18 protein-coding genes are annotated in these 23,409 nt (G+C 61.5%); 9 read left to right on the top strand and 9 right to left on the bottom strand.

What is annotated here, in order from left to right; translation table 11 throughout:
• Positions 1–61: 61 nt before the first annotated feature.
• The 6 genes from K5Y35_RS09190 to ilvD all read left to right on the top strand — a co-directional run bounded on the left by K5Y35_RS09190 (position 62) and on the right by ilvD (position 7,791).
• Positions 62–601, top strand: coding sequence for a type 1 glutamine amidotransferase domain-containing protein (locus tag K5Y35_RS09190; protein ID WP_123469598.1), 540 nt, complete (start codon positions 62–64; stop codon positions 599–601).
• A 172-nt stretch (positions 602–773) separates the two neighbouring features.
• Complete coding sequence (locus K5Y35_RS09185) at positions 774–1,970, top strand: class I SAM-dependent rRNA methyltransferase (RefSeq protein WP_093429813.1); 1,197 nt, start codon at positions 774–776, stop codon at positions 1,968–1,970.
• A gap of 449 nt (positions 1,971–2,419) precedes the next feature.
• Positions 2,420–3,493: a SagB family peptide dehydrogenase gene (locus K5Y35_RS09180; protein ID WP_222834109.1), complete on the top strand. Its 1,074-nt coding sequence runs from the start codon at positions 2,420–2,422 to the stop codon at positions 3,491–3,493.
• Positions 3,490–4,467 carry a diiron oxygenase gene (locus tag K5Y35_RS09175; protein ID WP_222834108.1) on the top strand — a complete coding sequence of 326 codons (978 nt, stop codon included), beginning with the start codon at positions 3,490–3,492 and terminating at the stop codon, positions 4,465–4,467. The genes K5Y35_RS09180 and K5Y35_RS09175 overlap by 4 nt, the downstream gene beginning before the upstream one ends.
• Positions 4,460–5,692, top strand: a complete 1,233-nt coding sequence (locus K5Y35_RS09170) for an MFS transporter (protein ID WP_222834107.1) — start codon at positions 4,460–4,462, stop codon at positions 5,690–5,692. The genes K5Y35_RS09175 and K5Y35_RS09170 overlap by 8 nt, the downstream gene beginning before the upstream one ends.
• A gap of 257 nt (positions 5,693–5,949) precedes the next feature.
• Entirely contained in the window at positions 5,950–7,791 is a 1,842-nt protein-coding gene (gene ilvD / locus K5Y35_RS09165; protein WP_007964170.1) for a dihydroxy-acid dehydratase, read from the top strand.
• Positions 7,792–7,981: 190 nt separating this feature from the next.
• On the opposite strand, the gene K5Y35_RS09160 is transcribed toward ilvD, so the two are convergent.
• Positions 7,982–9,037 carry a haloacid dehalogenase-like hydrolase gene (locus K5Y35_RS09160; protein ID WP_222834106.1) on the bottom strand — a complete coding sequence of 352 codons (1,056 nt, stop codon included), beginning with the start codon at positions 9,035–9,037 and terminating at the stop codon, positions 7,982–7,984.
• 241 nt (positions 9,038–9,278) lie between these two features.
• On the opposite strand from K5Y35_RS09160, the gene K5Y35_RS09155 reads away from it, so the two are divergent.
• Complete coding sequence (locus K5Y35_RS09155; protein WP_128615985.1) at positions 9,279–10,667, top strand: L-cystine transporter; 1,389 nt, start codon at positions 9,279–9,281, stop codon at positions 10,665–10,667.
• A 73-nt stretch (positions 10,668–10,740) separates the two neighbouring features.
• Here the strand turns inward: K5Y35_RS09155 and K5Y35_RS09150 are convergent, their stop codons facing one another.
• Positions 10,741–11,253, bottom strand: coding sequence for a dihydrofolate reductase (locus tag K5Y35_RS09150; RefSeq protein WP_128615986.1), 513 nt, complete (start codon positions 11,251–11,253; stop codon positions 10,741–10,743).
• 85 nt (positions 11,254–11,338) lie between these two features.
• Between K5Y35_RS09150 and K5Y35_RS09145 the strand changes: the two genes are divergently transcribed.
• Both K5Y35_RS09145 and K5Y35_RS09140 read left to right on the top strand, forming a co-directional pair.
• On the top strand, positions 11,339–12,712 hold the full coding sequence (locus tag K5Y35_RS09145; RefSeq protein ID WP_222834105.1) for a DUF2868 domain-containing protein: 1,374 nt from the start codon (positions 11,339–11,341) through the stop codon (positions 12,710–12,712).
• Complete coding sequence (locus K5Y35_RS09140) at positions 12,705–14,090, top strand: GTPase/DUF3482 domain-containing protein (RefSeq protein ID WP_222834104.1); 1,386 nt, start codon at positions 12,705–12,707, stop codon at positions 14,088–14,090. The genes K5Y35_RS09145 and K5Y35_RS09140 overlap by 8 nt, the downstream gene beginning before the upstream one ends.
• Before the next feature lie 160 nt (positions 14,091–14,250).
• Here K5Y35_RS09140 and K5Y35_RS09135 read toward each other — a convergent pair whose 3' ends face one another.
• From K5Y35_RS09135 to K5Y35_RS09105, 7 genes are all read right to left on the bottom strand, one after another.
• Positions 14,251–14,811 carry a phosphonate degradation HD-domain oxygenase gene (locus tag K5Y35_RS09135; protein ID WP_222834103.1) on the bottom strand — a complete coding sequence of 187 codons (561 nt, stop codon included), beginning with the start codon at positions 14,809–14,811 and terminating at the stop codon, positions 14,251–14,253.
• The gene (locus tag K5Y35_RS09130) at positions 14,811–15,944 is read right to left on the bottom strand and encodes a TIGR03364 family FAD-dependent oxidoreductase (protein ID WP_222834102.1); all 1,134 of its coding nucleotides are present in this window, start codon (positions 15,942–15,944) and stop codon (positions 14,811–14,813) included. Before K5Y35_RS09130 ends, K5Y35_RS09135 begins: the two co-directional genes overlap by 1 nt.
• 142 nt (positions 15,945–16,086) lie before the next feature.
• Positions 16,087–17,112, bottom strand: a complete 1,026-nt coding sequence (locus K5Y35_RS09125) for a putative 2-aminoethylphosphonate ABC transporter substrate-binding protein (protein WP_093429804.1) — start codon at positions 17,110–17,112, stop codon at positions 16,087–16,089.
• A 41-nt stretch (positions 17,113–17,153) separates the two neighbouring features.
• A complete protein-coding gene (locus K5Y35_RS09120; RefSeq protein ID WP_222834101.1) occupies positions 17,154–18,878 on the bottom strand; it encodes a putative 2-aminoethylphosphonate ABC transporter permease subunit in 1,725 nt (574 codons plus the stop codon).
• A complete protein-coding gene (locus tag K5Y35_RS09115) occupies positions 18,878–19,954 on the bottom strand; it encodes a putative 2-aminoethylphosphonate ABC transporter ATP-binding protein (protein ID WP_222834100.1) in 1,077 nt (358 codons plus the stop codon). The genes K5Y35_RS09120 and K5Y35_RS09115 overlap by 1 nt, the downstream gene beginning before the upstream one ends.
• Before the next feature lie 258 nt (positions 19,955–20,212).
• Complete coding sequence (locus tag K5Y35_RS09110; RefSeq protein WP_222834448.1) at positions 20,213–21,076, bottom strand: LysR family transcriptional regulator; 864 nt, start codon at positions 21,074–21,076, stop codon at positions 20,213–20,215.
• A gap of 16 nt (positions 21,077–21,092) precedes the next feature.
• The gene (locus tag K5Y35_RS09105) at positions 21,093–23,348 is read right to left on the bottom strand and encodes a heavy metal translocating P-type ATPase (protein WP_222834099.1); all 2,256 of its coding nucleotides are present in this window, start codon (positions 23,346–23,348) and stop codon (positions 21,093–21,095) included.
• Positions 23,349–23,409 lie beyond the last annotated feature (61 nt).

The raw sequence follows: 23,409 nt of genomic DNA, 5'->3' as shown, positions 1-23,409 counted from the left end.
GCCCGATGGACGATTGCAGTCCATTGCGGCGGCAATTTCCCGACGATTCAGGAGCTTAACGATGGCTACTTCTCTCAACGGCAAACGCGTCGCCATTTTGGTAACAGACGGTTTCGAACAGGTCGAACTGACCGGCCCCAAGCAGGCCCTGGAGCAGGCTGGTGCTCAGGTCGATATCCTTTCCGCCGAGGCCGGCAAGGTCAAAGGCTGGAACCACGACAAACCGGCGGACGACTTTAAAGTCGACCAGACGTTTCAAGGCGCCAGCAGCGAACAGTACGACGCGATCGTCCTGCCGGGCGGCGTGCAGAACTCCGACACCATTCGTATCGACCAGGACGCCCAGCATCTGGTCAAGACCGGCGCCTCCGCCGGCAAGCCGATCGCGGTGATCTGCCATGGCGGCTGGTTGCTGATTTCCGCCGGGCTGGTCAACGGCAAGACCATGACCAGCTACAAGACGCTCAAGGATGACCTGGTGAATGCCGGGGCCAACTGGGTCGATAAAGAAGTGATCAAGGACGGTCACCTGATCAGCAGCCGTCAGCCGGATGATATTCCGGCGTTCAACAAGGAGCTGATCAACGCGCTGTCTGCGTAGCTCTCAGGACTGCCTTCGCGAGCAAGCTCGCTCCCACACTGATCTGTGCCGGTCACAAATCCCCTGTGGGAGCGAGCTTGCTCGCGAAGAGGCCATCTGCGTTTCATCGCACTCCAATCCCGGCACCAGCCCCAACACGGTATACTCCCGCTCTTTTTTCCGGAGCGACGTCATGTCCCTGCCTAGCTTGCGCCTCAAAGCCAACGCCGACCGTCGCCTGCGCGCCGGCCATCTGTGGGTCTACAGCAACGAAATCGACGTGGCGGCCACGCCACTGCACGGTTTCAATGCGGGCGACCAGGCCATCCTCGAAGCCGCCGGTGGCAAGCCGTTGGGCATCGTTGCGATGAGCCCGAACAACCTGATTTGCGCGCGCCTGCTGTCGCGCGACATCAAGGTTGCCCTGGACAAGTCGTTGCTGGTGCATCGCCTGAACGTCGCCTTGTCGCTGCGCGAGCGCCTGTTCGACAAGCCGTTCTACCGTCTGGTCTACGGTGATTCCGACCTGCTGCCAGGCCTGGTCGTTGATCGTTTCGGCGATATCCTGGTGGTGCAGATCGCCTCGGCGACCATGGAAGCGCATAAAGATGACGTGATCGCGGCGCTGACCCAGGTCCTCAAGCCAAGCGGCATCCTGTTCAAGAACGACTCCGCTGCCCGCGATGCCGAAGGCCTCAACCGCTACGTCGAAACCGTGTTCGGCCTGGTGCCGGAATGGGTTGCGCTGGAAGAGAACGGCGTGAAGTTCGAAGCCCCCGTCATTCAAGGTCAGAAAACCGGCTGGTTCTACGACCACCGCATGAACCGCGCACGCCTGGCCCCCTACGCCAAAGGCAAACGCGTGCTCGACCTTTATAGCTACATCGGTGGCTGGGGCGTGCAGGCGGCCGCATTCGGCGCCAGCGAAGTGTTCTGCGTCGATGCTTCGGCCTTCGCCCTCGACGGTGTCGAGCGCAACGCTGCGCTGAACGGCTTCGCCGACAAGATGACCTGCATCGAAGGCGATGTCTTCGAAGCCCTGAAAGAACTCAAGGCCAGCGAAGAGCGCTTTGACGTGATCGTTGCCGATCCACCGGCCTTCATCAAACGCAAGAAAGACATGAAAAACGGCGAAGGCGCCTACCGTCGTCTGAACGAGCAAGCCATGCGCCTGCTCAACAAGGACGGCATCCTCGTCAGCGCTTCGTGCTCGATGCACCTGCCGGAAGACGACCTGCAGAACATCCTGCTGACCAGCGCCCGTCACCTGGATCGCAACATCCAGTTGCTGGAACGTGGCGGTCAGGGGCCGGATCACCCGGTACACCCGGCCATCGCCGAAACCCGCTATATCAAGAGCATCACCTGCCGTCTGCTGCCAAACAGCTGATCGACACCGGGGAGCCAACAGGCTCCCCGTTTACTTTATGCCGTTCTCCGGCACTCTTTCCGCGAGTGCTGTCCATCCTCGACACTCGCGACTTCCTACATTTTCTTTCCTGAATACATGCAGGACATTTCCTTACGTCTTTTAATTATTAAAAAACACCCTACAACTCTAATCCTCGCTAAAGATCGCTCCGACAAAATTACTGGAATATTCCTACTTAATATCCTCTTGCGAATAATCCATTACAAACTATTATGAAGTTGTCACCACGAGGTGACTTAACTAAATCGAACAAGGAGTTCACATCATGAAAAGTATTTCTCTGGAAACAAACAAACTCGCAAACCTGGCTTTTCTGGTTGCCCATAAAACCCGCTAAGTAAGTCAGGACGCCGGGAAGTGCCGGCACCCGGCGTCCTTATCGTTTTTATCCAGAGTGAAGCCACTTCATGCACATCAATCCTTACCTGTTTATATTGCCGCGCTCACCCGGGCAAATAGTCTGGAACTACAAAGACCATACCCAGCACGAACTTGATCTTGATTATTCCTCGCGCCTCGCCCAACTAATAAGCAACCCCAACCTGTTCGACGCGCAAAACATAATAGACACACAACTATTAAATGCGGGCATTCTATCCGTATCAAAAACAGACAGCCCAACATGGGGCTGGGATGAACTGTCAAAGATTTATCATATCGGCACTCAGAATATTCCCTGCGAACACACACCTCGGAATATTGATGAATGGGCCAGACAGTATTTGGCGCACTGCGATGACGTTTTGGCCACCCCGGCACCGGAGGCGGCCCGTCCGAAGTCTGGAACCGGGCAACGCATTGCCTTGCCCGCTCGGGATGTCTTGAGCAACGACAGTCTGGCGAACGCATTGCTGCGGCGTAAAACCTGCCGCACCTTTACCGGCGCAGCCATGACACTGAATGATGTCGGCACATTGCTGTACCTTTCCCTTGGCTATCTCAGCGAGCGCGGGGAAGACGAGGACGACACCGTCGCCCAAGGTCTCGACGCACGCCGGAGCAGCCCTTCCGGCGGAGGTCTGAATGCGTGTGAAGGTTTTCTGCTGGTACAGAATGTCGAAGGCCTGACTCCCGGCCTGTATGCCTATGACCCCGCCGAGCACAGCCTGCGTTTTGTCAATCCACTGCCTGAAGCGGCACTGGGCGACCTGCTCGGTGGCCAGCACTTCATCAATAACCTGCCACTGGGATTGTTCATCACGGCGCGATTCGATCGGCTCTGGTGGAAATATGGACACTCGCGCGCCTATCGCATGGCATTCATTGAAGCCGGCCATCTGTCACAAACCTTTCAACTGGTCGCCACGGCATCAGGTTTCAATACCTGGCTGACCGGTGCGTTTGCAGACGCCCAGGTCGAAACGCTGCTCAACCTAGTGGGCAGTGCCGAACAACCGCTGTTTTTTGTCGGCTGCGGTAAAAGCGACGGCCAGGTGATGTGTGAAGAAATGCGCACGCTTTTGCGCGAGGTGCAGGCATGACGCTGCTCATTGCCGATCCGCACGAGGCACCCGTGTCATGGGCACTCAAATTCACCCTCGGAGACTGGGAGAACCGGGCTTCGGTGCGCAGCAGCACTCACGACTACCGACTGCCGGAAGACGTGCAGCAACAGTTGCAGAGCCGCCACTGGTTTCCACCGGCCTTCCTGCCGTATCTGGCGCACCCCGCGATCAAGGCGGCAGGACGCGAAACGTTGCACCGGTTGACCGCCAGCCATCTGGTGCACTTTCTCGATTACACCACGCTGCTCGAGCACCGCATCGTCAATCGTGCGGTGGAGGTGATCGTGCACCGGGAATTGCCGGTCTACGTACCTCAGGCGATGAAACACGCGGCGCTGCAGCTCTACACCGACGAGGGATATCACGCGCTGTTCTCCAACCGTCTGGCGGAGCAGATCGCCGGGGTCTACGGGTTCAGCGCACGCCCCGTGATGCCGCAACGGATCACCCGCATGAACGCACTGATCGCCCGCACACCGCAGAAGCACCGCGCACTGGCATGGCTGCTGCTCGGTTTCGTCTCGGAAACCATCATTGCCCGTGAGTTGCTGGACGTTTGCCGCGACAGTCTGGTGTCCAGCGTCAGCGACATGCTGCGTGACCACCTGGCCGATGAAGCCCGCCACAGTCGCTACTTTGCCGAAGTGTTCCACTACGTCTGGCTGTCGATGAACAGTCGCCAGCGCGCATTCGCCAGCAAAACGTTGCTGGAGATCATCGGGATGTTCTTCGAGACCGATGAACCCTGGCTGCGACAGAGCCTGCGCGATGCCGGCATCGCCGACCGCGACGTAACCCTGATTGTCAGTGGCCTGGCCACGGCGCAGGCCAGTCGTGCACGTGCACGCTCAGGCTGCGTGGCAACCCTGGATGCATTGCGCCAAGCCGGTTTTTTTGCGCTGCCCCATAACCAGACACTTTTTGCCAAGGCAGGACTGATCGATGACTGAAGGCACATCCGTGGTCACCTCTCGCCAGCGTCGCGGCGCTGTCGGCCTGTTGCTGGCGATGGTACTGCTCGGCGTATTTCCCCTGGACGTTCTGCTGCCATCATTCCCGGCACTGGCGGCGCACTTTAGCCGGACGCCGGCGGACATCGCACTGTCGATCAGCCTGTTTGCCGTGGGAATCGCGTTTGCGCAGCTATTGATCGGCCCGCTGTCCGACAGGATCGGGCGCAAGGGCTTGCTGCTCGCCGGCCTTGGCGTGTCGATGCTCGGCGCCATCGGCTGCGTGATGACCGCAGATTATTCGTTGTTCCTGATTTTCCGGGTGATGCAAGCCTTGGGTTGCGGTTGTTTCGTGTTATCTCAGGCCCTGGTTCAGGATCTGTTCGAAGGCGAGCAACGGGATCGCTTGCGAATCCTGATGGTCACGGCCACCGGTATCTTCATTTCGCTCTCGCCGCTGGCCGGCGCCTTCCTGCAGGCCACCCTTGGCTGGCGCGGCAGCTTCTGGGTGTTCACCGCGCTGTCGGCACTGGTGATGATCAAGGCCTGGCTGTTTCTGGACAGCGGTCGCCCGACGTCCAGCGCAGCACACCTTGGTTTTGTCAGGGCTTACCGGCGAGTGCTGAGCGATTTCGAGTTTGTCAGCTACTGGCTGATCTCGGCATTCGCCTTCGCCTGTCACTTCTCGTTCATCGTGATTTCGCCGCTGATTTTCATGGATCAGTTGCAACTGACGACTTATGACTTTTCCCTGATTCTGCTGATCTACGGCGCGGCGTATGTGTTCGGTGGTATCGCGGCCACGCTTTTGAGCCGACGGATCAATGCGCGACAACAGATCGTCGCCGGATTGAGCCTGATCCTGTTGGCGGGGCTGGTGATGCTGTTTCTGGCGCAGCACTTCGCGCGCTCGCCGGCCACGGTGCTGATTCCGATGCTGATCTGCACCGCCGGCACCACCATTGCGCGCCCGGCCGCCACCTCGCGAGCCATGGCCCTGTTCCCGGAAATAGCCGGGACGTCGGCCTCGGCCGGCAGCACGATCATCTTCGTGTGTGGCGGGTTGATCAGCGCGCTGATCAGCCTGAGTCCGAGCAACCTGCAAGCGACCCTCGGCTACTGTTTTGTCCTGCTCAGTGGCATCGCACTGGCGTTGAACAGGCGGATCAGCCGTCGCGCCAGAGTGCTCGACCGCAGTGCCATCACCTCTACGGGCGGCGATTGAGCCTGCCGGTCGTCATGCCACACGCACCGTCGGCACTGGAACAATGCTTTGCGCCATTCCCTCCGGACGCCAGCGGTGTAGAATCGGCTGATTCATCGCCATTCATCCCCCGGCGGGTTTATGAGCTCAGGCTGAGACCAGCGGCGATCCCGCAACGTCATCGGCAACTTCACGGACACACGGCCATTTCTGAGTGTTCCAGACGTCAATAGAAGCTCACTCCCCTTTGATACCTGATTAGCCGCCCGGAGTGCTCCATGCCAGATTACCGCTCGAAAACATCCACCCACGGCCGCAACATGGCCGGCGCCCGCGCACTGTGGCGCGCCACCGGGATGAAAGATGACGACTTCAAGAAGCCGATCATCGCCATTGCCAACTCCTTCACCCAGTTCGTACCAGGCCACGTGCACCTCAAAGACCTCGGTCAACTGGTGGCCCGTGAAATCGAACGCGCCGGTGGCGTCGCGAAAGAATTCAACACCATCGCCGTCGACGACGGCATCGCCATGGGCCACGACGGCATGCTCTATTCGCTGCCGAGCCGCGAGATCATCGCCGACTCCGTCGAGTACATGGTCAACGCCCACTGTGCCGACGCCATCGTCTGCATCTCCAACTGCGACAAGATCACCCCGGGCATGCTGATGGCCGCTTTGCGCCTGAACATTCCGGTGATCTTCGTATCCGGCGGTCCGATGGAAGCCGGCAAGACCAAACTCGCTTCCCACGGCCTCGATCTGGTCGACGCCATGGTGATCGCCGCCGACTCCAGCGCTTCTGACGAGAAAGTCGCCGAGTACGAACGCAGCGCCTGCCCGACCTGCGGTTCGTGCTCCGGCATGTTCACCGCCAACTCGATGAACTGCCTGACCGAAGCCCTGGGCCTCGCGCTGCCAGGCAATGGTTCGACCCTGGCCACCCACAGCGACCGCGAACAGCTGTTCCTGCAGGCCGGCCGCACCATTGTCGAGCTGTGCAAGCGTTACTACGGCGAGAACGACGAATCCGTGCTGCCGCGCAACATCGCCAACTTCAAGGCGTTCGAGAACGCGATGATGCTCGACATCGCCATGGGTGGGTCGACCAACACCATCCTGCACCTGCTCGCTGCCGCCCAGGAAGCCGAAATCGATTTCGACCTGCGCGACATCGACCGTCTCTCGCGCAGCGTTCCACAGCTGTGCAAAGTCGCGCCGAACATCCAGAAGTACCACATGGAAGACGTGCACCGCGCTGGCGGCATCTTCAGCATCCTCGGTTCGCTGGCCCGTGGTGGCCTGCTGCACACCGACCTGCCGACCGTGCACAGTCGCAGCATGGAAGAAGCCATCGCCAAGTGGGACATCACCCAGACCACCGATGAAGCGGTGCACCACTTCTTCAAGGCCGGTCCTGCGGGCATTCCGACGCAAACCGCGTTCAGCCAGTCGACCCGTTGGGAAACCCTGGATGACGACCGGGAAAACGGCTGCATCCGCAGCTTCGAGCACGCCTATTCCAAAGAAGGTGGCCTGGCCGTGCTGTACGGCAACATCGCCCTCGACGGTTGCGTGGTGAAAACCGCCGGCGTCGATGAGTCGATCCACGTCTTCGAAGGCAACGCGAAGATCTTCGAAAGCCAGGACAGCGCGGTGCGCGGCATCCTCGCCGACGAAGTGAAGGAAGGCGACATCGTCATCATTCGCTACGAAGGCCCGAAAGGCGGCCCGGGCATGCAGGAAATGCTCTACCCGACGTCGTACCTGAAGTCCAAAGGCCTGGGCAAAGCCTGTGCACTGCTCACCGACGGTCGTTTCTCCGGCGGTACTTCCGGTCTGTCGATCGGCCACGCTTCGCCAGAGGCTGCGGCCGGTGGCGCAATCGGTCTGGTGCAGGACGGCGACAAAGTGCTGATCGACATTCCGAACCGCTCGATCAACCTGTTGGTCAGCGATGAAGAACTGGCTGCGCGCCGGGTCGAGCAGGACAAGAAAGGCTGGAAACCGGTCGAGCAGCGTCCACGCAAAGTGACCACTGCGCTGAAGGCCTACGCCCTGCTGGCGACCAGCGCCGACAAGGGTGCGGTGCGTAACAAGGCGATGCTCGACGGGTTGTAAGTTTTAGCCGCCGAATAAAAATGCCCCGCCAAGTGCGGGGCATTTTTTGTCTAGCCGATTTAACCGGTGGACGTGAAGGTCCCCATCGCTGGCAAGCCAGCTCCCACAGTGTCCAAGGTGAAACACACAGAGTGAGAGCACCATAAATCCCTGTGGGAGCTGGCTTGCCAGCGATGGGAGCGACCCGGTCTTACTGAATGTCTTCAGGCTTGACGATCACCCAGTTCTTGTCCGCCGTCACCGGCAAGCCTTCCTTGGCCTGCGCCGCAGCGTGCTTGGCCATCATGCCGTTGAGCTGAGTCATGTATTTGTCCTTGCGGTTGACCCACAGGTGGATACCGCCCTTGGCCACATCCACATCGTGGAACAGCATGTAGCCGTCGCTGCTCGGGGTGTCGCCGCCCACCAGCACCGGTTTTTTCCACTCGTCGATGTAGGTCAGGATCGCCGCGTGTTTGCCGGCCATCCAGGTCGCTGGGGTCCACAGGTACGGGGTGAGTTCGAGGCCGAGGTTGGCCTTCTCGTCATACTTGCCGGCGGTGATCTGCTTGCGCGCAGTGGTCAGTTCGCCTGTCTTCGGATCCTTGAGCAACATCGAAACGCCGATCACGTTCTGCGGTTTGACGTTGTAGCCATACTTCGGATCGGCCGCGACCATCCGCACCAGTTCTTCGGAAGCGGCGGTCATCACGTAGACCTCAATGCCGTTCTCCATCAGCTTGTTGTACAGCTCTTGCTGGCCGGTGAAGATCTTCGGCGGATTAACGTCGAGTTTCTTCACCACATCGCCTTCGTAATAAGTCGCCGGCACCGGTTTGCCCGAAGCCATCAGCTCATCGACGTAGCCCTTCAGCTCTTTGAGGGTGAAGCCGGAGAACACCTGCGCCACCCACGGGTAGCAGACCATGTCGTCGACTTCGCACAGGCGATAGTAGTAACTGAACAGGCTTTCCTTGTGGTCGGCGGTGTCCTTGAACGGCATCAGTTTCAGCGAAGGATCGAGCTTGTCGCGAGTGATCAGCCCCTTGTTTTCCATGAACGGCAACAACGACTCTTCGAGGTCGTAGCGGTAACTGGTGTTGTCCATGTCGAACACCGCGTAGTTACCCTTGTTGGCGTTGGCCGCGATCATCGCGTCCAGCGACTTGGCCTGATCCGCCGGCCAGTGCTTCAGATCGGTGGCGAATGCGTGAGCGGCCAAGCCCAATCCAAGAACCACAGCGAGCATTTTCGGTGCGAACTTCATCGGCGTTTTCTCCCTGACTGAAAGACATCGACGCTAACAAATAAGTGTGACAGTCCTCGTCTGTCAGCGACCGCTTACGTCTCCTCAACGCCAGTTGCATTGCCGAGAGCGACAGTGGCTTATTCCAAAAACGACGGACGACCTTCGATTTCGGTATTAATTCATTGGAAATCAAACTGTTAGGCTTGCCGGTTCGCAGTTGCTCAAGAATGCGACTGGCACAAGTCTTATCGGAGTCTTCATGAATCTGCCGCTGATCCTCAATCTGCTGGTGTTCCTCGCCCTGCTCTTCGGTCTGGCACAAACCCGCCACACTACGTGGAGCCTGGCGAAAAAAGTCCTGCTCGCGCTGGGTCTGGGCGTGGCGTTCGGCGTTGCGCTGCACAGCGTTTACGGCGCCGGCAATCCGGTGCTGAAAGCCTCGATCGGCTGGTTCGATCTGGTGGGCAACGGTTACGTGCAGTTGCTGCAAATGATCGTGATCCCGCTGGTATTCGCCTCGATCCTCAGCGCGGTGGCGCGTCTGCACAACGCCTCGTCGCTGGGCAAGATCAGCTTCCTGACCATCGGCACCCTGCTGTTCACCACCGCGATTGCGGCGCTGATCGGTATCGGCCTGACCAACCTGTTCGGCCTCACCGCCGAAGGCCTGGTTGCCGGCACTCAGGAGATGGCCCGCCTGCAAACCATTCAAACCGACTATGCCGGCAAGGTCGCCGACCTGAATGTGCCGCAACTGCTGCTGTCGTTCATTCCGCAGAACCCGTTCGCCGACCTGGCACGGGCCAAGCCGACCTCGATCATCAGCGTGGTGATTTTTGCTGCGTTCCTCGGCGTGGCGGCGCTGCAACTGCTCAAGGATGACGTCGAGAAAGGTCAGAAAGTGATCAACGCCATCGACACCCTGCAAGCCTGGGTGATGCGTCTGGTGCGTCTGGTGATGAAGCTGACCCCTTATGGCGTCCTGGCGCTGATGACCAAAGTGGTCGCCGGTTCCAACCTGCAGGACATCATCAAGCTCGGCAGTTTCGTCGTGGTCTCGTACCTCGGCCTCGGCCTGATGTTCGTGGTCCACGGTTTGCTGGTGTCGGCCGCCGGGATCAACCCGCTGCGCTTCTTCCGCAAGATCTGGCCGGTGCTGACCTTCGCATTCACCAGCCGCTCCAGCGCGGCGAGCATTCCGCTGAGCATCGAAGCGCAGACCCGTCGTCTGGGCATTCCGCAGTCGGTGGCCAGTTTCGCCGCCTCGTTCGGCGCAACTATCGGCCAGAACGGTTGCGCCGGTCTGTACCCGGCGATGTTGGCGGTGATGGTTGCGCCAACCGTGGGCATCAATCCGCTGGATCCGCTGTGGATCGCGACGCTGGTGGCGATTGTGACCCTGAGCTCGGCCGGTGTGGCCGGTGTGGGCGGCGGCGCGACGTTTGCCGCGCTGATCGTGCTGCCGGCGATGGGCTTGCCGGTGTCACTGGTGGCGTTGCTGATTTCGGTTGAGCCGCTGATCGACATGGGGCGTACGGCGTTGAACGTGAGTGGCTCGATTACCGCGGGTGCGATTACCAGTCAGGTGATGCAGCAGACGGATAAAGCGCTGCTGGATGCGGATGAGCATGCGGCGCTAGCGAGCTAGCCAGCTAGCAAGCTGCAAGCTGCAAGAAGAGCATTCCCGCTTTCACTTGTGGCTTGCAGCTCGAAGCTTGAAGCTATCTTTTCTCCCAGACCTCAAAGTTGTACGCGGGCTTGTCGCCCTCCGCCGGATTCGGCACATTCGACACCAGCTTCCACTGGTTCAGATCGAACTCCGGAAACCACGCGTCGCCTTCCGGGCTCAGCGCCACACGGGTCAGGTACAGACGATCGGCCTGCGCCAGCCCTTGCGCATACAACTGCGCACCGCCAATCAGCATCAGCTCATCGACGCCCTGCGCTTTCGCCCATTCCTCGGCGCGAACCACCGCAGCTTCCAGCGACGGATAGACCTCTGCCCCCTCCAGCACCAGATCGGCCTGACGGCTGACCACGATGTTCAAGCGGCCCGGCAGCGGACGACCGAGCGAATCCCAGGTCTTGCGGCCCATGATGATCGGCTTGCCGAGGGTCGTGGCCTTGAAGTATTTGAAGTCCCCCGGCAGGTGCCAGGGCATGCTGTTGTCGACGCCGATCACGCGGTTTTCACCGAGGGCTGCGATCAGGCTGAGGGGGAGTGATTTAGTCATGCCGGCGAGGATACCAGAGCCTCGCTTGACCCGATAAGCGTCACAGCGGTTATGCTCACGGCTCAATTGAGCAACGGAATGGCGCGTGACTGAACTGACTCCCCTGCAAAACCTCTGGCTGAGCGAAACCATCCGCCTGCGCGAAGAACACGCCGGGCCGCTGGAGGATCTGGAAGCCAATCGTCTGGCCCGCGCGGCCGGCGGCGATCTGCCGAGCCGCATTCAACGCCGGGCGTTGTGGCTGGCCGAGCGTGACGGGCTGAGCGCTGCGCTCACTCACTGGCTGCAAGGCGCACGCCTGGCGCTGGTACTGCTGCTGATCTTCGCAGTGCTCAGCGGTGCCGGTCTGGCCTTCGCCGCGTTGAGCCAGACACCGGTCAATGTGTTCTGGGCCTTGGGCAGTCTGCTCGGGTTGAACGTGATTCTGCTGCTGAGCTGGGCGCTGGGGTTGATCTTTGCCGGCGAACACGGCGCCACCCTTGGCCGCTTGTGGTTGTGGCTCAGCGAAAAATTCGCCCGGGATGCCAAAGCCGCGCAACTGGCGCCGGCCCTGCTGTTGATGCTGCAACGCAAAAAACTCAACCGCTGGGCCCTCGGCACCTTGGTCAACGGTTTGTGGCTGCTGGCGATGCTCAGCGCGCTGATGTTGCTGCTGACGCTGATGGCCACCCGGCGCTACGGCTTCGTCTGGGAAACCACCATTCTCAGCGCTGACACTTTCATCAACATGACCCAGGCCCTCGGCGCGCTGCCGGCGCTGCTCGGTTTCAACGTGCCGAGCGTGGAGATGATCCGCGCCAGCGGCGACGCCGCGCTGGACATCGAAAGTGCGCGACAGGCCTGGGCGACCTGGCTGGTGGGCGTGCTGGTGGTCTACGGTGTGCTGCCGCGCCTGCTCCTGGCCGCGTTCTGTTTCTGGCGCTGGAGCCGTGGCAAAGCCGCGCTGAGCCTGGACCTGAAGCTGCCCGGCTACGCCCAGTTGCGCGAACGCCTGATGCCGACCAGCGAACGCCTTGGCATCAACGACGCGGCGCCGGAACAATTGCATCGGGTCGAAAGCCACGTCAGCGAACACGCCAGCGACGGCGCCCTGCTGGTGGCCATCGAACTCGACGACCAGCGCCCGTGGCCACCGGCCCTGCCGAAAACCGTGAGCAACGCCGGCCTCCTCGACAGCCGTGAATCGCGACACAAACTGCTCGAACAACTCAGCCGCTTCCCCCCGGCGCGCCTGCTGATCGCCTGCGATCCACGGCGCTCGCCGGATCGCGGCAGCCTCGCGTTGATTGCCGAACTGGCACGCAACGCCAGCGCCACCCGCGTCTGGTTGCTGCAAGCGCCGCCCGGTGAAGCGCTGGACAGCGCCCGCCTCGGCGACTGGCACGTGGCGCTGCAACAGCTTGAGCTGCCGTTCGCCGATTGCGCACCGTTGAACTGGCTGGAGAACGGTCATGACTGATGCTCGCAAAGCGCCGCTGAAACTCGCGGTGGTCGGCCACACCAACGTCGGCAAGACCTCGCTGTTGCGCACTCTGACCCGCGACGTCGGTTTCGGCGAAGTCTCGCATCGGCCGAGCACCACTCGGCATGTCGAGGGTGCGCGGTTGTCGGTGGACGGCGAGCCGTTGCTCGATCTCTACGACACACCGGGACTGGAAGACGCCATCGCCCTGCTGGATTTCCTCGAACGCCTGGAACGCCCCGGCGAACGCCTCGACGGGCCGGCGCGCCTGACACGGTTTCTCGACGGCAGCGAGGCACGCCAGCGTTTCGAACAGGAGGCGAAAGTGCTGCGGCAATTGCTCGCCTCCGACGCCGGACTCTATGTGATCGACGCCCGCGAACCGGTTTTGGCCAAATACCGCGACGAACTGGAAGTGCTCGCCAGTTGTGGCAAGCCGCTGCTGCCGGTGCTGAATTTTGTCAGCAGCGCCAACCATCGCGAGCCGGACTGGCGCGAAGCGTTGGCGCGGCTCGGCCTGCATGCGCTGGTGCGCTTCGACAGCGTTGCACCACCGGAGGACGGCGAGCGGCGGCTGTATGAAAGCCTCGCATTGCTACTGGAAAATGCCCGTCCGCAACTGGAACGACTGATCGCCGATCAACAGGCCCAGCGCCTCGCCCGCCAGCAAAGTGCGGCGCGGTTGATCGCCGAGTTGCTGATCGACTGCGCGGCGTGCCGACGCAGTGTGGTCAGCGCCGTCGAACAGGAACAGCAAGCGATCAGCGAACTGCGCAAAGCCGTGCGTCAGCGTGAGCAGAGGTGCGTCGAAGCGTTGCTCAAGCTCTACGCGTTTCGCCCGCAAGACGCAGCGGCCAGTGATCTGCCGTTGCTGGATGGGCGCTGGGGCGATGATTTGTTCAACCCGGAAACCTTGAAGCAACTGGGGGTTCGCGTCGGCGGCGGGATTGCGGCAGGCGCCGCGGCCGGGGCTGGTGTGGATTTGCTGGTGGGCGGGATTACGCTCGGTGCAGCCGCTTTGGCCGGCGCGATCGCTGGCGGCGCGCTGCAAACGGCGCGCAGTTATGGCAGTCGCTTGCTCGGCAAGATCAAGGGCCAGCGGGAACTGACCGTGGATGACGGCGTGTTGCGGCTGTTGGCGCTGCGTCAGCGGCAGCTGTTGCTGGCGCTCGATCAACGCGGACACGCGGCGATGGAGGCGGTTCAGGTCGCCACCCCGCAGGACAAGACTTGGCGCGAGGGCAAGCTGCCCGAGGCACTGAGCAAGGCACGGGCGCATCCGCAGTGGTCGTCGTTGAATCCGCATGCAAAGTTGAATCAGGCGGAAAGGCAGGAGCAGATTGAGGCGTTGGTGGGAAAGGTGCTTGAGCTTTAGACGCCGCCCCTCACCCCAGCCCTCTCCCGGAGGGAGAGGGGGCTGACCGTGGTGTTCTCGGGTCATACATCGACCTGAGACACCCAGTCGAACTCAGGTTTGAAAGGCATGAAGATCGGCTCCCTCTCCCTCCGGGAGAGGGCTGGGGTGAGGGTTGCAATCACTCAGCCGACAACAAAACCTCAGCCTTGCGCTTTAGCACACTCAAATCCATTACCGGCACCGCTATCTCCTTGGCCAACTCATCCCACTGCCGCATCCGCAGGCTGACAGCACACAACGGATCGCGCTCAAACATGTCCGCCTCTGCCGCCGTCATCACCCCGCCCTGATACGCCAGTGTCTTGCGACTGGCTTCACTCAAGCGCTCGAAATACCCCGGCTCACGCAACGTCAGATACCGCTTGGCCTGCACGTGATACTCCACTAACCGCGCCAGGCGCTCGCCGAAACCCGCCTCACGCAAATAATCCGCCCCCAGCCGCTCATGGCTGACCACGCCATACCCGCCCATGTTCTCGGCGCCCTCGGCACACAGATGACCGATGTCGTGGAAGAACGCCGCCAGCACCACCTCGTCATCGAAGCCTTCGGCGATTGCCAGTTCGGCGGCCTGGGACATGTGCTCGATCTGCGACACCGGTTCGCCGATGTAATCGCGAGTGCCGAAACGCTCATACAACCCGAACACCCGGGCGACGACTTGCTGCTGCTCCGTCATCAGATTTCCTCCAGCAACTGCGCGATGTTGCGCTCGGCCAGCGCCGGGCCGACGCTCATGCCGACGCCGGTGTGCATCAGCGCCACACTCAGCCTCGGTGCCGGGCGCAGGAACGAAAACGGTCCCGGCCCACGGGCACCGTAGACGCCCTGCCAGCGCTCGACCACGTGCACCTTGCAACCCAGCGTCTGCTCGGCCAGTTCCAGCATCCAGTTGTCCACTTGTTCGGCGTTGAACGGCGACGGGTCGCTGCCGTAATGGTGCGAATCGCCGATGATCAGCTCGCCATACGGCGTCGGGCTGATCAGCAGGTGAATGCCGTTGTCGTGCAAGTGCGGTTGTTCGCGCAGGATCTGCGCCTGCACCGCTGCCGCCTGCGGTAGATCGGCGAAGGCGCCGTAGTGCACGCAGCTCAAACCAGTGAGCAAGGCGTGTTGCAGGTTCAGTTCGAACTGCGGTTTGGCGCGAAGCATTTGCAGGCGACAGATTTGCGGGGCGAGCGCGGCAATCGGCTCGGCCAGCAGGGTCTGATAATCGTGGCCGGAGCAGACGATGATCTGTTTCGCCGTGAACGTACCGGCGGTGCTTTGTAGGCGCCCCGGCTCGACGTCACGCACCAGCGTGGAGAAATGAAATTCGACGCCGAGGTCGCGGCGCAGGTAGTCGATCAGCGCCGGGATCGCTTCACGCGAGTACAGCTGTTGATCGTCCATGCCGTGCAACGCCGCGCGGTGGTGGCTGAACTGACCGTGGTACAGATCACGCAGGGCAGCACCGCGCAATAGCGCGATGTTGTAACCGTGTTCCACGGCGCGGCCGTTGCAAAAGGCTTCGAGCAGGTGTTCTTCAGCTTCGGTGCGGGCGAACAGGTACGAGCCGTTACGCTTGATCTGCAGACCGGCGAGTTGCGCCCAGTCACCCCAGATGTCGCGGCTGGCCTTGGCCAGTTCGAGCATCGGGCCGGGTGGCTGGCCGGTGACCAGCGCCTGGCCGAAGTTGCGCACCGAGGCGCCGAGAGGTGTGGCGGTGCGTTCGAAAACGCTGACCTTGAGCCCGCGCTTGGCGGCGGCATAGGCGTGAGACAGGCCGAGGATGCCGGCGCCTGCGATGAGCAGGTCTTTGTGTTGGGTCATTTAGAGGTGCTCTGAATGAGAGACCGCTTTCGCTGGAAAGCCAGCTCCCACAGGTTTAGAGGTGTTCAAAAATCTGTATCCACCCCGGAAAACTGTGGGAGCTGGCTTGCCAGCGATGGGGCCCTGTCAGTCGATAAAGATCTTACTTGGCGACGACTTTCTCGGACTTGCCGTCATAACGCTTGCGCCACTCGGTCAGGATCTCGTCGCGGTTCTTCGAGGCCCAGGCAAAGTCGTTCTTGATCAGGCGCTGCTCGTAGTCGGCCGGCAGTTCGGTTTGCGGCTTGGCGATACCCGGCTGAGCAAGAACAGCGAAGTTCTCTTTGTACAGGTCCATCGCCTCGGCGCTGGCAGAGAAGTCCGCGAGTTTTTTCGCTGCCTCTTCATGCGGCGTGCCTTTGATCACGGCAGTGGCTTCGATCTCCCAGCCCAGGCCTTCCTTCGGCAGGATGATGTCCAGCGGCGCGCCCTGGCGTTTCAGCTGAACGGCCGGGTATTCAAAGGAAATGCCGATCGGGAACTCACCCGCCGCTGCCAGTTTGCAAGGCTTGGAACCGGAGTGAACGTACTGGCCGATGTTCTGGTGCAGACCGTCCATGTAGGCCCAGCCCTGCTTCTCGCCGAAGGTTTGCAGCCAGGCGCTGACGTCGAGGAAACCGGTGCCGGACGACGCCGGGTTCGGCATGACGATCTTGCCCTTGTACTCAGGCTTGGTCAGGTCTTGCCAGCTCACTGGCTTGCTCAGGCCCTGCTTTTCCGCTTCAACGGTGTTGAAGCAAATGGTCGCGGCCCAGACGTCCATGCCGACCCAGGCCGGCGGGTTGGCGGCGTCGCGGTAGTTCGCGCCGATCTTGCCCAGATCCTTCGGCGCGTAGCTTTGCAACATGCCTTGCTGATCGAGAATCGCCAGGCTCGAAGCGGCCAGGCCCCACACCGCGTCAGCCTGCGGACGGGCCTTTTCGGCGAGCAGTTTGGCGGTGATGATCCCGGTGGAGTCACGCACCCACTTGATCTCGACGTCCGGGTTGGCCTTTTCGAACGCTTCTTTGTAGGACTTCAATTGCTCGGCTTCGAGGGCGGTGTACACCGTCAACTCGGTTTTTGCCGCGAAGGCATTCAGGCTGAAAGTAGCGAGCACAGCAGCGGCCAGGGCCATAGGCTTGAACATGATCGTTTTCCTGTAGGTGAGTTGAGGTTTGCAGGTTTGAATCAGTGACCGGGCGCGGTTTGCCGCCAGGCCTGGGAACGGCGCAGCAAGCCGCGCGAAGCCCACGCCAGCAGCAAGGACACGCCTGCCGAGGTGAACAGAATCAGGGTCGACATCGCCGCCGCGCCGCCGACGTTGCCGGCGTCATCCATGTTCAGCACCGCCACCGCCGCGAGGATGGTGTCGGGGCTGTAGAGGAAGATCGCCGCCGACACGGTGGTCATCGCCGAGACGAACAGGTAGCGCACGATGTCCAGCAGCGCCGGCAGGCAGATCGGCACGGTCACACGCAAGTAATGCCGATATAGCGGCGCCTTGAGCGACAGCGCGGCGGCTTCGAACTCGGCGTCGAGCTGACGCAGCGCGGTGGTCGCGGTCATTTGTGCGGTGGTCAGGTAGTGCGCAATGGTGCAGACGATCAGCAGGGTCATCGTCCCGTACAGCACGTGCAGCGGGTTGCCGGTGAGGTTGAAGAAGAAGACGTAACCCAGGCCAAGCACCAGCCCCGGCACCGCCATCGGGATGAAACTGAGCATGCGCAACGCTAGGTTGAGGCCGCGCTGGGTGCGGGTTTTCTCCATCAGGTAAGCGCCGGTGAAGATCAGCACACTGCCGATCAGCGCCGTACCCAGCGCCATCTTCAAACTGTTGCCGTAGGCCAGCCAGCCACCGCCGGCGGTTTCGTTGAACTGATAGTGGTTGAGCGACAGCGACAGGTTGTACGGCCAGAACTTCACCAGCGAGGAAAACACCGCCATGCCGAACACCAGAATCAACGCGGCGCTGATCAGCAAAACAATCGCCAGATAGCAGCCGTCACGCAATTTCGATGGCACCGGTTTGAACACTTGGGCGCGGCCACTCATTGAATCGCCATGACGGCGGCGCAGCCAGGCATCCACACCAAAGCTGAACAGCGCCGGCAGCAACAGCACCATGCCGATCAACGCGCCGCGACCGAATTGCTGTTGGCCGACCACCGCTTTATAGGCTTCCAGCGCCAGCACTTGATAGTCGCCACCGACCACCACCGGCACCCCGAAATCGGTGATGGTCAGGGTGAACACCAGACAGAACGCAGCAAACACCGCCTGGCGGGTCGCCGGCCAGGTGATGCTGCGAAACGCCTTGGCCGGGCTGGCGCCCATGCTCGACGCCGCATCGAACAGGCGCGCATCGGCCAGCGACAATGCCGAGAGCAGAATCATCAGCGCATGGGGGAAGGTGTAAATCACCTCACCCAGCACAATCCCCCAGAAACCGTAGATGTTGTCCGAGAGCAATCCACGCAACATGCCCTGATTGCCGAACAGATAGACCAGCGCGATCCCCGGCAGCATCGACGGCGCCATCAACGGCAGCAGGGAAATCCCGCGCCAGATGCCCTTGGCCGGAATCAGCGTGCGTTGCAGCGCGTAGGCAAACAGGTAGGCCAGCGGTACGACAATGGCCGCAACGCTGAGGGAAACTTTCAGGCTGTTGCCGAGCAGCCAGTGGAAATTGGCGCTGGTCACCAGCTCTTTCGCGGCGAGCCAGCCACCGCCCTGCCCGGCCTCGCTGCTGAAGCCGCGCCAGAAGATCGCCAGCAAGGGCAGCAGCACCGCAACACCGAGCAGCAACAACAGCAGGAGTTTGCCGCCGAGGACAAAGATCCGGTCACCGACCTCGGCACCGGACACTCGCCGCGCCTGCTTGTGCGGTAGCGGCAGTGCGATGTTCGCGCTCATCAGGCAAACACCTGCAGGCTGCGCGGCGGCAAGGCGACCATGATCTGCTGGGCGCCGAGGCGCGGCATGGCTTCCGGCGCCAGTTCGGCAAGCAACGGATGCCCCGGCAATTGGTCGAGTTCGAAGCTCATGCGGCAGCGGTTGCCGAGGAAAGTAATCTCGCGCACCTTGGCCGGAAACAGGTTTTCTTCGTGCACCACGGGATTGACGTTGATCGCTTCCGGACGGCAGAACAGTCGCCCCGAAGCGCCGCTCACGCTGCCATCAGCCAGACGCACATCCATTCCGCCAACCCGGGCGTGACTGGCGCTGCTGCGCTGGAACGGCAGCCAGTTGCCCTGACCGACAAACTCGGCCACGAACGGTGTGGCCGGGCGGTTGTAGATTTCCTGCGGGGTGGCGTACTGCTCGACACGGCCGTTGTTCATCACAGCGATGCGGTCGGCCATCAGCATGGCTTCGTCCTGATTGTGGGTGACCATCAGGGTGGTGATGCCGAGGTTGCGCTGCAGTTGGCGCAGTTCGGTGCACAGATGCTCGCGCACCCGGGCGTCCAGCGCCGACATCGGTTCATCGAGCAACAGCAGCGACGGCGCCGGGGCCAGGGCACGCGCCAGCGCGACTCGCTGTTGCTGGCCGCCGGACAACTGGCCCGGGTACTTTTTCTCACTGCCGGTGAGGCCGACCAGCTCCAGCATCTGCCCGACGCGGCGACGGACTTCGTCGCGACCACTGCCGGCGAGGCTGTAGGCAATGTTCGCTTCGACCGTCAGATTGGGGAACAGCGCGTAGGACTGGAACAGAATGCCGTAGTCGCGGGCTTGCGGCGCGAGGTGCGAGACGTCGCGGTCACCGAGGTACAACTCGCCGCGGTCCTGTTTCTCCAGCCCGGCGATGCAGCGCAGCAGCGTGGTCTTGCCACAGCCGGAGGGGCCGAGCAGACACACCAGCTCACCGGCCGCGACATCGAGGGAGACGTTATCCAGTGCGGTAAACGCGCCGAAGCGCTTCTGCACGCCACGCACTTTCATCGGCGCACCGGGATTGGTCAGGGCAGTTGCGATTGCAGGATTCATGGACAGACCTCATCAAGCTGATGGGGCCAATCCTAGAGTTGTAATGCGTCCGTCATGTGGCAGTGAGGCAAAAACGGCCGATAGTGGTATTCGGGGATTTTGGTTCAGAAGATTCAGGTCTTGGGTTGTTTGATCGGGCCTCATCGCTGGCAAGCCAGCTCCCACAGAGATCTCCAGTGAATACAAATTTTGTGAACACCAGAAATACCTGTGGGAGCTGGCTTGCCAGCGATGAGGCCAGTAAGGGCAACCGAGAATTCAGGCCGGGGACATTTCCTGGGCCAACCCCAGAAATGCCGCCGGCAACCGCGCGCTCTTGCGCTCCTTGAGGCAATACAGGTACTCGGGAATCTGCGGCGCATTCTCGATGGTCAGCACCCGCAACTGCGGATCATGCGGCACTTCCTGGCGGGCAATGATGCTGATGCCGATGTTGCGCAGCACCGCCTCACGGATCGACTCGCGGCTGCCGATCTCCAGCAACGGCCCGAAACTGACCCCGGCACTGGCCAGCAACTCCTCGGTCAGACGCCGCGTCGTTGACCCGGTTTCACGCATCAACAGGGTATGCCCGGCCAGTGCGCTCAAAGCCACGTGATCATGAGTTGCCAGCGGATGATTGCGATGTACCGCCAGCACCAGTGGATCAGTGCCCAGCACCCGGCGAATCAATCGCGCATCGTCGAGCAACTGCGACGAAGCGGCGACGTCCACCCGGTAGTCCTCCAGCGCTTCGAGCACCTGCTGCGAATTGCCGATTTCCACCGACACTTCCACCTGCGGCAAGCGCTCGCGAAAGGTCTTCACCAGATCGAGGATGTAATACGGCGCGGTCGCGGCAATACGCAACGTGCCCTGCACCTGACCGCTATTGCGCAGGAAGAACTCGATGTCGGCCTCCTGCTGCAACAGCGCCTTGACCATCGGCAGCAACCGCGCGCCTTCGTCGCTGACGCTCAGGCGCCGACCGCCACGGTAGAACAGTTCCACCGAGTATTGGCTTTCGAGGTTACGGATCTGCGTGGTCACGGTGGGTTGGCTAAGGCCGAGCTTTTTCGCCGCCAGCGTGATGCTGCCCAGGCGGGCGACCATGTAAAACGCTTTCAGCTCGGCACTCAGCACAACCATCCCTCATCGTTTATTTACGCAACAGGCGCAAACCGTTGAACACCACCAGCAGGCTCACGCCCATGTCGGCGAATACCGCCATCCACATGGTGGCGAGTCCGGCGAAGGTTACCCCAAGAAAGATAGCCTTGATCACCAGTGCCAAGGCGATGTTCTGTTTCAGGATGCTGGCAGTGTCACGCGACAGGCTGATAAACGCGGGAATCTTGCGCAGATCGTCGTCCATCAGGGCGACATCGGCGGTTTCAATCGCGGTGTCGGTGCCGGCCGCCGCCATGGCGAAACCGATCTCGGCGCGGGCCAGTGCCGGGGCGTCGTTGATGCCGTCGCCGACCATGCCCACCCGATGCCCCTGTGCATAAAGTGCTTCGATGGCTTGCAGCTTGTCGGTCGGCAGCAAGTCGCCCTTGGCCTGATCAATGCCGACCTGCGCGGCAATCGCCTGCGCAGTGTGCACGTTGTCACCGGTGAGCATCAGGGTTTTCACGCCCAGAGCATGCAACTGGCGGATCGCTTCGCGGCTGCTTTCCTTGACGGTATCGGCCACGGCGAACAGCGCCAGCGGGCCGGAGCTGTCGAGCAGCAGCACCACCGACTTGCCCTGCTTCTCCAGCGCAAACAGTTTTTCTTCCAGCTGCGGCGAGCACAGGCCCAGTTCTTCGACGAGACGATGGTTACCCAAGTGATAGGTCTGACCGTTGACCTGCCCCTTCACCCCGCGACCGGCCAACGCTTCGAAGTTATCCACAGTCAGTGCTTTGAAGTTTTTATCCACAGCGGCGTTGGCGATGGCCAGCGACACGGGGTGATCGGAGCGACCGGCCAACGCAGCAGCGATTGCCGGCGCCGTGGCATCTGCCGTTGGGTCGAGGGACAGGTAATCGGTTTGCACCGGTTTGCCGTGAGTGATGGTCCCGGTCTTGTCCAGCGCCAGATAATCGAGCTTGAAACCGCCCTCCAGGTACACGCCGCCCTTGACCAGAATGCCTTTGCGCGCCGCCGCCGCAAGGCCGCTGACGATGGTCACCGGAGTGGAAATCACCAGCGCGCAGGGGCACGCTACCACCAGCAGCACCAGCGCGCGGTAGATCCAGTCGAACCACGCCGCGCCCATGAACAGCGGCGGGATAATCGCCACGGCCAGCGCCAGGACAAATACCACCGGCGTGTAGATTTTCGAGAATTGATCGACGAAGCGTTGGGTCGGGGCGCGTGCGCCTTGCGCCTGCTCGACGGCGTGGATGATTCGCGCCAGGGTCGAGTTGTTCGCCGCAGCGGTGACGGCATACTCCAGCGAACCGGCCTGGTTGATGGTGCCGGCGAAAACCTTGTCGCCGACGGTTTTCTCTACCGGCAGGCTCTCGCCGGTGATCGGCGCCTGGTCGATGGTCGAACTGCCGCTGACCACTTCGCCGTCCAGCGCGATGCGCTCGCCGGGTTTTACCCGCACGCGGGCGCCGAGTTCGACGCTTTTCACGTCCTGCTCAATCCAGCTGCCGTCAGCCTGCAACACCGTGGCTTGCTCCGGCGTCATTTGCATCAAACCGCTGATGGCATTGCGCGCACGATCCAGTGAGCGCGCCTCGATCAGTTCGGCCACGGTAAACAGGAACATCACCATCGCCGCTTCCGGCCACTGCCCGATCAACACCGCACCGGTCACCGCGATGCTCATCAGCGCGTTGATATTGAGGTTGCGGTTCTTCAGGGCGATCCAGCCCTTTTTGTAGGTAGTCAGGCCACCGCTGAGGATCGACACCAACGCAATGATCGCCACCACCCAGGTCGGCGCGGCACTGGTGAAGTGGATCACTTCAGCCGCGAGCGCACCGACGCCGGACAGCGCCAGCGGCCACCAGTGTTTTTTCACCGGCGCAGGGGCCGGCGCTTCGACACCCGCCTCCAGCGGTTCGGCGTGCATGCCCAGCGAGGTGATCGCCTCGGTGATCGGCGCGGTGTCCGGCAGATTGTGGGTGACGCCGAGCACGCGGTTGATCAGGTTGAATTCCAGTTGCTGCACGCCGGGCAGCTTGCCGAGCTTGTTCTGGATCAGCGTCTGCTCGGTCGGGCAGTCCATCGCTTCGATGCGGAAACTGCTCAGGCGCGCATCGGCGCTGGTCTTTTCGCTCAGTTGCACCAACGCAGGCGCGGTGGCTTTAGACGAGCAGCAAGAGTCGCCGCCATGTGAATGCTTATGCACAGGCTGCAATTTGTGGCTGTGATCGTGCCCCGCGTGGGGTTTGTGGGTGTGCCGGGAATCGCTCATTGGTCGCGTCCATGAAGGTGCCTGTTGCCAAGTAAAGACCCTGTAGCCACTATAGGGTCAA

It is taken from the genome of Pseudomonas sp. SC3(2021), from assembly GCF_019856535.1.
Lineage (GTDB): Bacteria > Pseudomonadota > Gammaproteobacteria > Pseudomonadales > Pseudomonadaceae > Aquipseudomonas > Aquipseudomonas monsensis.
The sequence above is the reverse complement of the archived record's forward strand: the minus strand, read 5'-3'. Positions and strand labels throughout refer to the sequence as shown.

Bases quoted from the DNA above. Each gene is read 5' to 3' on its own strand.
- K5Y35_RS09190 (WP_123469598.1), top strand. From the start codon at position 62: ATGGCTACTTCTCTCAACGGCAAACGCGTCGCCATTTTGGTAACAGAC.
- K5Y35_RS09185 (WP_093429813.1), top strand. From the start codon at position 774: ATGTCCCTGCCTAGCTTGCGCCTCAAAGCCAACGCCGACCGTCGCCTG.
- K5Y35_RS09180 (WP_222834109.1), top strand. From the start codon at position 2,420: ATGCACATCAATCCTTACCTGTTTATATTGCCGCGCTCACCCGGGCAA.
- K5Y35_RS09175 (WP_222834108.1), top strand. From the start codon at position 3,490: ATGACGCTGCTCATTGCCGATCCGCACGAGGCACCCGTGTCATGGGCA.
- K5Y35_RS09170 (WP_222834107.1), top strand. From the start codon at position 4,460: ATGACTGAAGGCACATCCGTGGTCACCTCTCGCCAGCGTCGCGGCGCT.
- ilvD (WP_007964170.1), top strand. From the start codon at position 5,950: ATGCCAGATTACCGCTCGAAAACATCCACCCACGGCCGCAACATGGCC.
- K5Y35_RS09160 (WP_222834106.1), bottom strand. From the start codon at position 9,037: ATGAAGTTCGCACCGAAAATGCTCGCTGTGGTTCTTGGATTGGGCTTG.
- K5Y35_RS09155 (WP_128615985.1), top strand. From the start codon at position 9,279: ATGAATCTGCCGCTGATCCTCAATCTGCTGGTGTTCCTCGCCCTGCTC.
- K5Y35_RS09150 (WP_128615986.1), bottom strand. From the start codon at position 11,253: ATGACTAAATCACTCCCCCTCAGCCTGATCGCAGCCCTCGGTGAAAAC.
- K5Y35_RS09140 (WP_222834104.1), top strand. From the start codon at position 12,705: ATGACTGATGCTCGCAAAGCGCCGCTGAAACTCGCGGTGGTCGGCCAC.
- K5Y35_RS09135 (WP_222834103.1), bottom strand. From the start codon at position 14,811: ATGACGGAGCAGCAGCAAGTCGTCGCCCGGGTGTTCGGGTTGTATGAG.
- K5Y35_RS09130 (WP_222834102.1), bottom strand. From the start codon at position 15,944: ATGACCCAACACAAAGACCTGCTCATCGCAGGCGCCGGCATCCTCGGC.
- K5Y35_RS09125 (WP_093429804.1), bottom strand. From the start codon at position 17,112: ATGTTCAAGCCTATGGCCCTGGCCGCTGCTGTGCTCGCTACTTTCAGC.
- K5Y35_RS09120 (WP_222834101.1), bottom strand. From the start codon at position 18,878: ATGAGCGCGAACATCGCACTGCCGCTACCGCACAAGCAGGCGCGGCGA.
- K5Y35_RS09115 (WP_222834100.1), bottom strand. From the start codon at position 19,954: ATGAATCCTGCAATCGCAACTGCCCTGACCAATCCCGGTGCGCCGATG.
- K5Y35_RS09105 (WP_222834099.1), bottom strand. From the start codon at position 23,348: ATGAGCGATTCCCGGCACACCCACAAACCCCACGCGGGGCACGATCAC.